The following is a 13282-nucleotide window of genomic DNA, read 5'->3' as shown; positions in this document are numbered from 1 at the left end:
GGGATTTATCAAATGGTTTGAAACCGATTGCGCTGTTCTTCAGCTGTTGTTCAGTTGCGGCCAAGCCGGCGCTGTGGCTAAAAAGCGTGTTGTGGCAAGCCCGCTCGCCACAACAAGCCCGTTTGCCAAGAAAAACTGCTCCTACAACAAGCTCGATTGCCACAACGCCTGCCTCACGGCACCAGTTCAGCCCTGGTCACACCATACTCCCCCAGCGAATACAGCAAGGTCCCATACCCCAACTGATCGTAACCGCCGCTGTTGGGGCCGTAATCGCCGCCACCGCCTTCGGGCTGGACCTTCTGCGCGAACGCTTTTACATACGGCGCATTGAGGCCCTTGAGCACCACGTAGTGGTTGTAGAGCAATTCCCAGATCGGACGGACCTCGCCACGCTTGTCGGGCGAGATCACCTTCTGTTTGAACGCGCTGTTGATAAACGTGGTGAACGGCACTTCATGGTTCAGGTTGTACTTGGCCACATATTCGGCGCCTTGCAGCACGCGGTTGTTCTGGTAGCCGAACAGGTCATCGCCCTGGCTCCAGGCCATCTGGCAGAAGCTGCCGAGCAGGGCAATGTCGAGCATGGTGTGGGCCTGGTCGCGGCCGCTTTCCTGGACCTGGCCCAGGCCCTCGGGGTAGAGCTTCCACACCGCGTGTTCGATGGCACCATTGCCGGCCCCGTGCTTGAAGTAGTCGATGGCTTCGTTATAGAGATCACGCCGATCAGTCAGCACGCCGATGGCCAGGATCGAGTTCATGTTCGCCAGGTCCCAGTTGGCCCAGTGGTGATCCGGCAGCATGCCGTCCTGATGCACCAGAAAGTCATGGTTGATGGGGTAGAACACCGTGAGCATCATGTTTTGAAATCGATGAAAGTCCTCAGCTTTCCACTTCGGGTAGCCGCGCAGGATTTCCCCGGCATTGGCCAACTGGTAACCATACAAGCCTGCCGCCAGGGACCTGCCGTTTTCGCCCTGGATGCTGGTGAGCGTGGAGGCCCACTGGTCGAGGATATTCACCGCCTTGTCGGCATACGCCGCATCGCCCGAGATCTGCCAGCGCAGGGCCAGGGCATAGGCTGCGGCGGCGTCGTTGAACAGCTTGTTGTAATTGTTCGGCCCGTTCGCCGTGCGATAAACCACCGGCACCGGGTTGGCTTGCCAGGTCAGTGACGCGTGCTTGTTGTCGATCAGCTTCCGCCAGCCCTCCAGCCAGGGATGATTATGGTTGACGATTTTTTCGCGGATACGCGTGAAGTCCTGCTGCGTCTGCAGCAGGCCCGGGTGCACGAACGTGCCGGTGTGGGGGGTGGAGGCGTGGGCGCCGAGACTCACCGACAGCGCGCCGAGCAGCACGGCCCCTTTGGATAATTGCTGGATACCGCGCGTTGCCTTGAGCAGAACGTTCATCGTGTTGTCGCCTCTGTGTGTGGAATCCTGCGCTGCGTGAACAGCACTACGTAAAGCACCGGGATCAGTCCCAGCGTGACCAGGGTGCCAAGCGCCAGACCGCCCATCAGGGTGATCGCCATGCCTTCCCATAGCGGCCCGGCAAACAGCATCAGCGGGACCAGCCCGATGATGCAGGTCAGTTTGGTCATGACGATGGGGCGCAGGCGTTTGACGGCGGCATTCACCACCGCGTCGTGCACCGCCAGGCCGTCATGCAGTTCCGCTTCGATGCGCTCGAGCAGCAGCACCGCGTTGTTCACGATAATTCCCGCCAGTGACAGCAGACCGAACGTGGCCATGAAGCCGAACGGGTAGCCGGTGATCAGCAGCGCGGCCGCCACGCCAATCAACACGAAAGGGATCGCCGAGACCACGATCAGCACCTTGCGCAGCGAATTGAATTGCCAGACGAACAGCAACAGCATGGCCACCAGCGCGTGGGGCAGGTATTGCAGGAGCGCCTGGTTGGCCTCCGCCGAATCTTCGATCTCGCCGCCCAGCTCAATCCGGTAGCCGGGCGGCAGGCGCAGGGCGGCCACTTGTGGCGCGAGCCGTTCGACGATGGAGGTGGCCGTCAACCCCGGGTTTTGCCCGACCACGGTGATTGCCCGCTCCTGATTGCGGCGCACCAGGGTCGACGGCTCGCTGGACGCCCGAATCTGTGCAATCGCCGTCAGCGGCACGGGCGTCGAGCCGTCGGCCGGATACACCAGAATCCCGCGCAGGTCGGGCGCGGTCCCGTTCACCGACGCTGGCTCGCGCACCACCAGCGGCACGCGGGTTTCACCGTCCTGCAGGGACGAAACCTGAAGGCTGCCAAAATGCAGTTGCAGGGCCTGGGCGATGGCCTGGGTGTCCACGCCGGCGCGGCGTGCGCCGGGCTGATCGACCTCAACGGTGTAGCGCGTGAGCCGCGTGCTCCAGTCGTCGCGCACATCCAGCGTGCCCGGCACCTGCAGCAGGGCGGCTTCGATCTGCGCAGCGAGGGTGCGCAATACGTTTTCATCCGGGCCGATGATGCGATAGATCGCCACGCCGGCCTCGGTGGTGCCCAGGGAAAACCGCTTGGGCTCGGCGCGCAGTTCCGGGTGTTGCTTGAGCAGGTAGCGGCGCACGTTGGCGATCACCGCATCGATGTCGCTGCCGGCCTTGACGCTGACGGTGAAGTACGCGGTTTCCGGTGCCGGCAGCGGTGGGTTGAGGCCCAGCACGATGCGCGGCCCGCCGTCGCCGACGTAGCCGATGCTGTCGACCACCGCCGGCTCCTTGCTCAGCCACAGGCTGATCTCGCGCACGCTTTGCAGGGTCTTGCGCGAACCGCTGCCCGGCTCCAGGGTGATCGGCACCTGGAACTGCAAGCGGTCCGACTGCGGCAAAAAGTCATAGGGCACGCGCATCAGCTCGAACACGGCGGCGGCCAGCAGCACCAGCATCGCCATCAGGAACAGCAGCTTGTGCTGCAACACGCGGCTGATCACCGCGCGATAGCCACGGTAAAAGCCGCTGTCGTAACCCTCGTCCGCCGCCTCGCTGGGCGCGACCCTGGTGAAATACAGGCACAGCAACGGCGTCACCGTGATGCTCAGCAGCCACGAGCCGAGCAGCGTCAGCGCCAGCACGATGGCCAGCGAGCGCAGGTATTCGTTGGTGCTGGTCTGGCCCAGAAAGAACGGCGAGAACGCCAGCACGATCACCAGCGACGAGGTCAGCAACGGAATCGCCAGGGTGCGTCCGGCCTCCACGCAGGCCTGGCGCCGCGCCTCGCCGGCATGCAGGCGGCGTTCGATGTCCTCCGCGATCACGATGCCGTTGTCCACCAGCAAACCGAGGGCGAGGATGATCGCCGCAATCGACACGGTCTGCAGTTCGACGCCGAGCATGCGCATGGCAATCAAGGTGCCGAGAATGGTCAACGGCACGATGGCGCCCACCACCAGCCCGGTGCGCCAGCCGAGAAACAGCATCACCACCGCCATCACGATGACCACCGTCTCGATCATCACGTGCTTCATCTTGCTCATCTGCTGATCGACCACATCCGCCTGGAACGTCACCACGTGGGTGGCAAACCCCAGCGGCAATTGCGGTTCCAACTGCGCCAGACGGCTGCGCAGCGCGGCGCCGAACTGCTGGATGTTCTGCCCGGCCGCCATGGACACGGCCAGCACCACCGCGTCCTCGCCTTGATAGATCGCGGCGGTCTGCGGCGGGTCGGCGGCCATCACCGACACCTGCGCGATGGCGCCGAGCGCGACTGACTGCGCACCGCCGGCGACGCCCGGCAACTGGATCGGCAACTGGCGCAGTTGCTCCACGCCGAGCAGTTCGCCGGTGACGGTGAGGGTCGTGCTCTGCCCGCCGATCTCGGCGATGCCGCCGGGCGCCAGCACGTTCTGTTGCTGCAACTGCTGGAACAGCTGCTGCGGCGACAGGCCCAGCCCCGCCAGGCGCTGCGGGTTGAAGTCGATGGACAGCTGCTGTTCCTGCACGCCGTGCAACGTCACCTGGCCGATGCCGGGCAGCCCGCCCAACTGGTCGCGCAGGCGTTTGAGCGGCCCGCGCATCTCGCTCATGCTGTAGCCAGGCGCGGTGACGGCAATGGAAGCCACGGCGACCCGACCGAAATTGTCATCCACAAACGGCCCCTGGGTGCCCGGCGGAAAGCTTGCACCGGCCTCGGTCGCCTTGTTGCGCACCTGTTGCCACAGCACGCCGAGGTCCTTGATGTCGTCGCGGGCGGTCACCTGAATGACCACGCTGCCGGGGTGGATTGTGGTGGCGATGGTTTTGATCTGCGGCAACTCGCGCAGTTTTTCTTCGGTGGGCCGCGCCAGCAGTTCTTCCACGCGCTCGCTGGGCAGCCCCGGGAACTGGATGCTCACCAGCGCATCGCGGACGGTGACCGACGGTTCTTCCTGGGTCGGGAAACCCAGGAAGGTGGCCACGCCCGCCAGCAGAATCAGCAGGGCGCTGAATAACGTCAGGCGGCTGGCATTCAAGGCATGCAGAGTCAGGTTGCTCATTGGGTGACACTCAAGCGGCTGGACGATTGCAGCAGGTTGACGGGCTGACCGTCGTCGAGAAACGCAACGCCGGTGGTCACCACCTGTTCGCCTTCCGCCAGGCCCGCGTCGATGGCGACGCGGCCCTGGTCGATCAGGCCGATGCGGATGTCGCGCAGCGTGACCTTGCCCAAGGCCGGGTCATACACGAATACCTGCACCTGCCTGGGGTCGGCGCCGACGCGCAGCGCCTGAGTCGGAATCGACAGCGGCAGCGGGGCGCCACTCACCAGATTTACCGTGAGGTTCACGCCACTGGGCAGCGCAAGATCGTTGGCGAGCAGGCGAAAGCGTGCGCTTTGCAGCACGCCGTTCTGCGCGCGCATCGACAGGCCTTCCAGCACCAGCGGCAGGCTGGAGCCGGGCGCGCTCGGGTCGGTGGCGACGGCGCGGTCTCCCGGTTTGAGGCCGATGGCCTGTTCCACCGGGATGGGCACGATGACCTGCGCCGCGTCGGTGGCCTCCAGTTCCATCACCGCCTGGCCCGGCGACAGCTCGCTGTACAGCTGCGCCGTGCGCGCCACGATGCGTCCGTTGAACGGCGCAATGAGCTGACCCTGGCGCTGATCGCGGCGCACCAGGTCCAGCGCCGTTTCATCCGCCGCCTGTTGCGCGACAGCCGCTTGCCAGGCCGTTTCGGCTTGCTCCACGGCGCTGGCGGCGACGCTGCCCTGGGCAAACAGCTGTTGTTGGCGCAGCCGGTTGCGCTTGCGCTCGCCGGTCTGCGCGACGCTGGCAAACAGCGTGGCCTGCGCCTGCTTCAGGCGCAGTTGCACCACCGCGCTGTCCAGGCTCGCAAGCACCTGGCCCTGTTTCACCAGGTCGCCCACGTCGACATTCAACGCGACCAGGCGTCCCGCGCCTTCAAAGGCCAGTTCGGCACGCTGACGCTGGCGCACCACGCCGGTCAACGGCAGGCCCTCGGCGTCCGCGGCGTGCACGCGGGTGACTTTCACCGACCTCACGGCCGGCTCCGGCAGCGGCTCTTCGCGCGAACAGGCCGCCACACCCAGGCAGGTCAGGCCAAGCAGCAGATAATGGGCCCAGCGGCGAAGCGGGGAGGTGGTCGCGTTCATGGTGAAACCCTGTCTGCAAAGGAGGCCAACGGTGCGCCCGACAGCGCGCGATACAGCGCCAGGCGATTGAACAACACGGGGTACGCGGCGTTGCGCAGCTGGAGGGTGGACTCGGCGAGCCGAATCGCGGCAACCGGCTGCTCCATTTGCGCTGCCGCACCGACGGCAATCTGCTGCTCGACGCGCCTGACCTGCGCTGCGGTCAAGGCCGCCACCTCGACCTGCGTGGCGGCAGCGGCCAGGGCTTGCCGGCGCTGGCTCAGCAGGTCGGCGATGTCGCGAAAGGCGTCCTGCACGGTCTTTTCGTACTGGGCGACGGCTGCCTGTTGGCGTACGTGGGCCAGGTCAAGATTGGCCTGATTGCGCCCGCCGTCGAACAGCGGCAGGTTCAGTTGCGGCGTGAACAGCCAGGCGCCGCTGCCGGAGGCGAACAGGCTGCTCAAGTGCGGGCTGGCGATGCCGGCGCCGGTGCTCAAGGTGATCGAGGGAAAAAACGCCGCACGGGCGGCACCGATGTTGGCATTGGCGGCACGCAGCGCCTCTTCGCACTGGCGCACATCGGAGCGCTGCAACAGCCGTTGCGAGGGCAGGTCGACCAGCCACGGCGGGGTGCTCAGGTCCACCGAGGGACCGAGGGTCGCTGGCGTTGACGGTGCAACCTGATAGCCGCTGACCCACGACAGTGCCTGCACGGCGCGTTCATGCCCGGCGCGTGCATCCTGCGCTTGCAGGGCGGCGCGGCGCACCCGCAGGCGCTGCGTGTCGACCGTGTCCTGGGCCACCAGCCCCGCCCGTTGCTGACCGTCGAACAGGTGCAACAGTTGGTTGTGGTGGTCGAGGATGGACTGGGTGTCGAGCTGGATGCCGGCCTGCAAGCGCGCCTGCAAATACAGGCGCGCCACCTCGACGATCAACGCCTTGCGCGCGGCCAGAGCGCCGTAGCGCGTGGCCAGGTAATCATGCCGGGCCGCGTCGGAGAGGCTGCGGACACGGCCGAAAAAGTCCAGTTCGAAGTCCGAAATGCCCACGGATGCCACCGCGATGTCCTGCCCGTAGCGCTCGTCGGCGGCTTCGTCATGCAGGTGCTGGCGGTTGCGTTGCAGCCCCAGGCCGACGGTGGGCAGGCGCTCTGCACGGGACCCGCCGTACTCGGCGCGGGCCTGCTCGACGCGCAACATCGCCAGGCGCAGGTCGCGGTTGTAGGCCAGCGCCTGCTCAACCAAATGGGGCAACTGCGCCGAGCTATCCAGCCCGGCCAGCAGTTGTGTTTCTTCGCCGGACAGTGGCTCCACGGGGTTTTGCGTGGTGGGCGTCAGGGCGGTTACCGGTGCGTCGGTCCAACTGCCCGGCACCGGCAGCGCTGGCGTCTGGTAGGCAGGCGCCAGTGAACAAGCGGTCAGCGCGCCGCTCAGCAGCAAAACCGCACAGAGGCGTTCAGGCAGCTTGATAGGCTTGGACAGCGGTGCGGTGGTCGGCATAGCATCGGTTCGCGAAAGTCGGGGTAGGGCGATACTGACAGCGGACTTTCAATAAACCGTTCGTGAATTATCAAGGTTTCATCAAGAGGCTTCTTTGTGTCAGGAAAACGTATCCTCATTGTCGAAGACGACGCCGACAGCGCCAATATTCTCGAAGCCTACCTGCGCCGTGACGGCTTTGAGGTGGCCCTGGCCGAAGATGGCCGGCGCGCGCTCGACCTGCACAAAAGCTGGCAACCGGACCTGATCCTGCTCGACGTGATGCTGCCGCAGCTCAGTGGCACCGAAGTGTTGTCCGCCGTGCGCCGCAGCAGCGACACAGCGGTGATCATGGTCACGGCCATGGGCGACGAGCCGGAAAAACTCGGCGCCCTGCGTTATGGCGCCGACGACTATGTGGTCAAGCCCTACAGCCCGCGCGAGGTGGTGGCGCGGGTGCATGCGGTGCTGCGTCGCACCGGCGCCAGCCAGCCGGTGGAGCAGGTGTTGCGTCACCAGAACCTGCGGGTGGACCTCGACGCCTTCACCGCCGCGATTGAACAGCGTGACGCGCCGCCACAGTGGCTGGACCTGACGCCCACCGAATTCAAATTGCTGGCGACCCTGCTCAAGACCCCGTCCAAGGCCTTCACCCGCGACGAACTGCTGGAAATCTGCCTGCCCGACAGCGAGGCGCTGGCCCGCGTGGTCGATGCCCACGTGCACAACCTGCGGCGCAAACTGGAAACCCACGGCATCGCCGGCGTGCTGGTGACGGTGCGCTCCATTGGCTATCGGTTCCGGTAATCGACATGACTGACACTTCTCGCGTCAACGACAAACCCCTGTGGCGCTGGGTGGGCATGCGCATGAGCCTGCTGGCGATTGGCGCAGTGGTGGTGATCGCGCTGTGCATGTGGATCAACTTCTGGGTGTCGGACTGGTATTTCCTCCAGCACCTGCCGCCCGATGCGCGCGAGGAATTGCTGCAACTGCGCGCCGAGCCGCAACTCAACGAGGTGCGCCTGCGTCAACTGGTGGCCGAATATTACCCGGTGGAATTCTTCCAGCCGGACATCGCCAATCGCGACTGGCTGATCCTCGCCGGCCTGGTGCTGGCGACCATTCCGCTGATTATTCTCGTTGGCTTGTGGTTTTCGCGGCCCCTGTCCAGCCAGTTCTCGGCGATTGCCCAGGGCGCGCGACGGGTCGCCGGGGGGGATTTCCTGACACGCCTGCCGATCCAGCCGCACACACCGGACGAACTGCGCCGCCTGATCGGCGACTTCAACAGCATGACCACCCAGCTGCAGCGCTACGAGCGCGATGTGCGCGAGTCCAGCGCGGTGATCGCTCACGAGCTGCGCACCCCGTTGAACGCAGCCATGGGGCGGGTCCAGGGCATGCTCGATGAGGTGTTCCCCAGCGATGCGGTGCAATTGAGCATGGTCAAGCGCCAGCTCGACCAGTTGCGCAAACTGGTGGACGACCTGCACCTGTTGTCGATGGCCAGGGCAGGGCGGCTGGTGCTCGAGCGCAGCGATTTCTCCCTGGCGGCGCTGGTGAGCGAACGCCTGGCGTGGTTTCAGCCGCAACTGGACGAGGCCGCCATCGAGACCCACGTCAGCATTGCCCGAACGCTGACGATCAACGCCGACCGCGACCGTCTCGGCCAGGTGCTCAATATCCTCATCGACAACCTGCTGCGCTATGCGGCCGGTGGCGGCGCGTTGACCATCACCGCGCGGCAGGTCCAGGCAAGCATCGTAATCGAGATCGCTGACCGAGGGCCCGGCATCGAAGCCGAGCACCTGGACAGCGTGTTTGACCGCTTCTGGCGTGCCGAGCGCTCCCGTGCGCGTTACTCGGGCGGCAGTGGGCTGGGCCTGTCCATTGCCCGCGCGATCTGCCAGGCCCATGGCGGCTCGATCACCGCCAGCCATCGCGAGGGGGGCGGCACCCTGATCAGGGCGGAGTTTGTGCTGTAGCGCCGGCGATCTATCTATTGGTGGATAACTATTTAAATATAGGTAAATATACCGTCGACGGCGTTCATCCGAGCGTCCGCGCAGCATCGACGGGGCACGGGCATGGCGAAAGAACATCAACGATTGCAGCGGATTCTTCTTACCAATGACGACGGCATCGATGCCCCCGGCCTCAAGGTGCTGGAGCGTATCGCCCGGCAACTGGCCGATGAAGTCTGGGTGGTCGCGCCGTTGCTCGACCAGAGCGGCACCTCCCACTCCGTGAGCCTGCACGCACCGCTGCGCATGAGTTCCCACGGCGTGCGCCGGTTCGCTGTCACCGGCACGCCGGGGGACTGCATTGCGGTGGCGCTGGGGCATCTGCTCAGCCATGACAAGCCGGACCTGATCCTGTCAGGCGTCAATCGAGGGGCCAACCTGGGCACCGAAACCGTGTTCTCCGGCACCGTTGGCGCGGCGATGACAGGCCTGTTGTTCGGCATCCCTTCCATTGCCTTGAGCCAGGGCTTTACCGACCGCAGCGCGGTGCCTTGGGACAATGCGCTGCATCATGGGCCGCGGGTGATTGCGCAATTGCTGGCGATCGAATGGCCGCGCGAGGTGTGCCTGAATGTGAATTTCCCCGGCTGCGCGCCCGAGGCGGTGCTGCCGCTGACAATAACCCGTCAGGGCAGCGGCCGCCTGCAAGGCTTGAGCGTGCGCTCGGCCCATGACCCGCGCGGCCTGGAATACCACTGGCTGCAACTGCAACGGCATGCCCGGTCCGATGCGCCGGGCACCGAAACGGCCGAGCATCTGGCCGGGCACATCACCGTGACGCCGTTGCAGTTCGAGCGCACCTGCACGGGGGCGAGCGTGATGGCTCAGCGGTTAATTCAGGACTGCTCGGCGCCACTGTAACGGCTGAGTTTCTCCATCAGCAGCCCAGCAGCTTCCAGTTGCTCGCGTTCACTGGCGCTCAGGCAGGCTTGCACCGCCTCAGCCAGCCATTCGTCGCGGCGTGCACGGCTGGCCTGCAGCGCCTCGCGGCCTTGTGCCGACAGGCCGATCCAGCTGCGTCTGCGGTCCTCGGTGTCGGGTGTGCGGGTAATCAGGTTCCGTGCTTCCAGCTCCTTCAGCAGAGCGGCGAGGTTGGACGAGCGTATATTTTCCGCGTCGGCGATTTTCGAGGGCGTGGCCATGCCGTTCAGGTGGTCGATTGCGCTCAACACCAGCATTTGCGACCACGTCTCGGGATGATTCTGCGCTTGCTGGCGCAGGCGTTTGTTCAAGCGCGTGAAGCGCCCGCGAAACAATGAAATATCCATGGGGCGGTACCGTGAAAAAAACCTGTGGGATTGTAGCCAAATCGCCCGTGGGGCGTTGAGTTTTGGCAGCACTCTCTCAATACCGCCAGGGTTGGTTATATAACAGTTTTAATTGATTCCGTTGTCAGTGGTTGCTCAAGGCCAGCAACTTGCCATGTATTAGATAGTGGCCTTTGACTCCTTAAATAATTTTTCATAATGCCGGTTGCAAGTTCCATGTTAAACCTTGTTTCGCACTATTAACGCTGTTTGACTGAATGCCATTAATCATTCGACGGTAACGTGCACCTTTAATTTAAATACCGCTTGTCACTTGAGCGTCAGTAAAAGGACATCAACATGAAACCTGCGAATCACACACCCACACGCTGGACCCGGGCTGATGCGCTGAAAGTCAATGAAAATGACCCGACTACCACGCAACCGTTAGTACGGCCTGACTTCCCCGTCATGAGTGACACGGTGTTTATCTGGGACACCATGCCCCTGCGCGACCTCGACGGCACGGTGGTTTCCGTCGATGGCTGGTCGGTGATCTTCACGCTCACCGCCGACCGCCGCCCCCACGACCCGCAGTTTATCGATGCCAACGGGCGTTATGACATCAAACGCGACTGGGAGGACCGGCATGGCCATGCGCGTATCTGCTACTGGTACTCACGCACCGGCAAGGACTGGATTTTCGGCGGCCGCGTGATGGCCGAAGGTGTATCGCCCACCACGCGGGAATGGGCAGGCACGCCGATTCTGTTAAATAACAACGGTGATATCGACCTGTATTACACCTGCGTGACGCCCGGTGCGACCATTGCCAAGGTAAAAGGCCAGATCGTGACAAGTGAAGAAGGCGTGCAACTTGTCAATTTCAATAAGGTGAAGTTTTTATTTGCGGCAGACGGCACTTATTATCAAACCGAAGCACAAAACGCGACGTGGAACTTTCGTGACCCGAGCCCGTTTATCGATCCACAGGATGGCAAGTTATATATGGTGTTCGAAGGCAATGTAGCCGGCGAGCGCGGCACCCATACGGTCGGCCCTGACGAAATGGGCCTGGTGCCGCCGGGGCATGAAGAAGTCGGCGGCGCGCGCTATCAAGTGGGCTGTATCGGCATCGCCGTGGCCAAGGACCTGACGGGCGAAGAGTGGGACATACTGCCGCCTCTGGTGACGGCGGTTGGCGTCAACGACCAGACTGAACGCCCGCATTACGTATTCCAGGACAACAAATATTATCTATTCACCATCAGCCACACGTTCACCTACGCCGACGGCGTCACCGGCCCGGATGGCGTGTACGGCTTCGTCAGCGAACACCTGTTCGGCCCGTACCGCCCGATGAACGCCTCCGGGCTGGTGCTGGGCAATCCCCCCGCGCAGCCTTTCCAGACCTACTCGCATTGCGTGATGCCCAACGGTCTGGTGACGTCATTCATCGACAGCGTCCCCACCGAGAACGGCGACTTCCGCATCGGCGGCACCGAAGCGCCCACGGTCAGGATCGAGTTGCACGGCGACCGCTCGTTTGTGCGCGAAGCCTATGACTACGGCTATATTCCGCCGATGCGCGATGTTGTCTTGAGTTAACGCTGCAAGCCGCTTGCCTGTGCCCGTCAGGCAAGCGGCCTGATCGTTCAGTCACCTTCAAACCGAAAAAAATGAACCCCCGCAGTTTCTTCAGAACCTAAATGGACATGACCTGAAGGAGGTGCATCATGCAAATCACTTACCTGTGGATTTTCCTCGCCGTCATCGCACTGTTGCTCGATCTGTGGGTGATCAACAGCGTCTGGCGCAGCGACAATGCCTCAGGCAGCAAAGCCGGCTGGACGGCGCTGGTGCTGCTGTTGCCATTCGTCGGCGCTGCCATCTGGGGCGTGTCCGGCCCGCGCGGAGTGGCCAAGGCGCCGTCCTCGGCGGAACACAGCAAGGGCTGACCTCATGGCGCAGTCCGATCACAGCGACTTGCACAGCCGCCACTACCCGGTCGACGAAGACATGGCGCTGCAACGCAGGGTCTGGCGCTTCGAGCGTGTCGGCTGGTACACGCTGGTGCTGTTGATCGGCCTGACCCTGGCCGGCCTGTTTTCCAGAGGCCCCTTGAGCAATGCTGAACGGCACAGTGCCGACGGGCAACTGCGGGTCGAATACCAGCGCTTCATGCGCAATGGCGCCTCCGATGCGTTGATCATTCATTTGCAGGGCAAACCCGGTGAGCCGATTGAAGTGGCGATCAATGGCCAGTTGTTGCAAGGCTTTAACGTTGAAATGCTGCAACCCCAGCCGCTCAAGGCCAGCACGGCGGGCGAGGGCGTCAGGCTGTGGCTGCTCAGCGACACCGACGGGCGGGCTGCCCTGCATGTGACCCTGCGCAGTGATGGCGTGGGCCGTTTTGCCACACGGGTAACGTCAGCCAGCGGCGCGTCGGTGCAACTCTCCCAATTCATTTACCCGTAGGGGGCATCATGGACTCGGTGCTGCGCGCAGCCGCGATTTACCTGGTGTTGATGGTGCTTTTCAAGATCGCCGGCAGGCGCTCGCTGGCCGAACTCACCACCTTTGATCTGGTGCTGCTGATGGTCATCGGCGAGGCCACCCAGCAGGCATTGTTGGGCGATGATTTTTCGCTGACCAATGCGCTGCTCGTCATCGCCACGTTAATCACCATCGACATCGGGTTGTCCCTGCTCAAGCAACGTTCGCGCTGGTTCTCGCGGGTGCTTGATGGCGGGCCGACCATCGTGGTCGAACAGGGTCAACTGCTGCACGAACGCCTCAAACGAGCCCGCCTGGACGAGGGCGATATTCTGGAAGCCGCACGTTCCGCCCAAGGCATCGTCGAGATCAGCCAGATCAAGTTCGCCATTCTTGAACGCAATGGCAAACTTTCGGTGATCCCGTATGAATAACGCTATTGGCCTCCTCGCCTGCCGACGCG

The 13282-nt window shown here is 63.6% G+C and carries 12 protein-coding genes; 7 read left to right on the top strand and 5 right to left on the bottom strand.

What is annotated here, in order from left to right; translation table 11 throughout:
- Positions 1 to 173: 173 nt before the first annotated feature.
- Genes TU79_RS19345 through TU79_RS19330 form a run of 4 tightly spaced genes read right to left on the bottom strand, consistent with a single transcriptional unit; the run spans position 174 to position 7070 of the window.
- Entirely contained in the window at positions 174 to 1412 is a 1239-nt protein-coding gene (locus TU79_RS19345) for an alginate lyase family protein (protein ID WP_057009505.1), read from the bottom strand.
- A complete protein-coding gene (locus tag TU79_RS19340; protein ID WP_057009504.1) occupies positions 1409 to 4477 on the bottom strand; it encodes an efflux RND transporter permease subunit in 3069 nt (1022 codons plus the stop codon). The genes TU79_RS19345 and TU79_RS19340 overlap by 4 nt, the downstream gene beginning before the upstream one ends.
- Complete coding sequence (locus TU79_RS19335) at positions 4474 to 5592, bottom strand: efflux RND transporter periplasmic adaptor subunit (protein WP_057009503.1); 1119 nt, start codon at positions 5590 to 5592, stop codon at positions 4474 to 4476. The genes TU79_RS19340 and TU79_RS19335 overlap by 4 nt, the downstream gene beginning before the upstream one ends.
- Positions 5589 to 7070 (bottom strand): efflux transporter outer membrane subunit, encoded by a 1482-nt coding sequence (locus TU79_RS19330; protein WP_057009502.1) that lies wholly within the window; start codon positions 7068 to 7070, stop codon positions 5589 to 5591. The genes TU79_RS19335 and TU79_RS19330 overlap by 4 nt, the downstream gene beginning before the upstream one ends.
- 96 nt (positions 7071 to 7166) lie before the next feature.
- On the opposite strand from TU79_RS19330, the gene TU79_RS19325 reads away from it, so the two are divergent.
- From TU79_RS19325 to surE, 3 genes are all read left to right on the top strand, one after another.
- The gene (locus TU79_RS19325; RefSeq protein WP_057009501.1) at positions 7167 to 7856 is read left to right on the top strand and encodes a response regulator; all 690 of its coding nucleotides are present in this window, start codon (positions 7167 to 7169) and stop codon (positions 7854 to 7856) included.
- 5 nt (positions 7857 to 7861) lie between these two features.
- A complete protein-coding gene (locus TU79_RS19320) occupies positions 7862 to 9037 on the top strand; it encodes a sensor histidine kinase (RefSeq protein ID WP_057009500.1) in 1176 nt (391 codons plus the stop codon).
- A 102-nt stretch (positions 9038 to 9139) separates the two neighbouring features.
- Complete coding sequence (gene surE / locus TU79_RS19315) at positions 9140 to 9937, top strand: 5'/3'-nucleotidase SurE (protein WP_057009499.1); 798 nt, start codon at positions 9140 to 9142, stop codon at positions 9935 to 9937.
- Here the strand turns inward: surE and TU79_RS19310 are convergent.
- Complete coding sequence (locus TU79_RS19310) at positions 9913 to 10344, bottom strand: MarR family winged helix-turn-helix transcriptional regulator (RefSeq protein WP_057009498.1); 432 nt, start codon at positions 10342 to 10344, stop codon at positions 9913 to 9915. The two genes, surE and TU79_RS19310, sit on opposite strands and share 25 nt — an antisense overlap.
- A gap of 339 nt (positions 10345 to 10683) precedes the next feature.
- Between TU79_RS19310 and TU79_RS19305 the strand changes: the two genes are divergently transcribed.
- The 4 genes from TU79_RS19305 (at position 10684) to TU79_RS19290 (ending at position 13253) form a co-directional block, all read left to right on the top strand.
- Entirely contained in the window at positions 10684 to 11931 is a 1248-nt protein-coding gene (locus TU79_RS19305) for a glycoside hydrolase family 68 protein (protein WP_057009497.1), read from the top strand.
- Positions 11932 to 12059: 128 nt separating this feature from the next.
- A complete protein-coding gene (locus tag TU79_RS19300) occupies positions 12060 to 12281 on the top strand; it encodes a hypothetical protein (protein WP_057009496.1) in 222 nt (73 codons plus the stop codon).
- Between the two features lie 4 nt (positions 12282 to 12285).
- Complete coding sequence (locus TU79_RS19295; protein ID WP_057009495.1) at positions 12286 to 12801, top strand: hypothetical protein; 516 nt, start codon at positions 12286 to 12288, stop codon at positions 12799 to 12801.
- A gap of 8 nt (positions 12802 to 12809) precedes the next feature.
- A complete protein-coding gene (locus tag TU79_RS19290) occupies positions 12810 to 13253 on the top strand; it encodes a DUF421 domain-containing protein (protein ID WP_057009494.1) in 444 nt (147 codons plus the stop codon).
- The last annotated feature ends 29 nt before the right edge of the window (positions 13254 to 13282 follow it).

This window comes from Pseudomonas trivialis, assembly GCF_001439805.1.
In the GTDB taxonomy this organism is placed as follows: domain Bacteria; phylum Pseudomonadota; class Gammaproteobacteria; order Pseudomonadales; family Pseudomonadaceae; genus Aquipseudomonas; species Aquipseudomonas trivialis.
The sequence above is the reverse complement of the archived record's forward strand: the minus strand, read 5'-3'. Positions and strand labels throughout refer to the sequence as shown.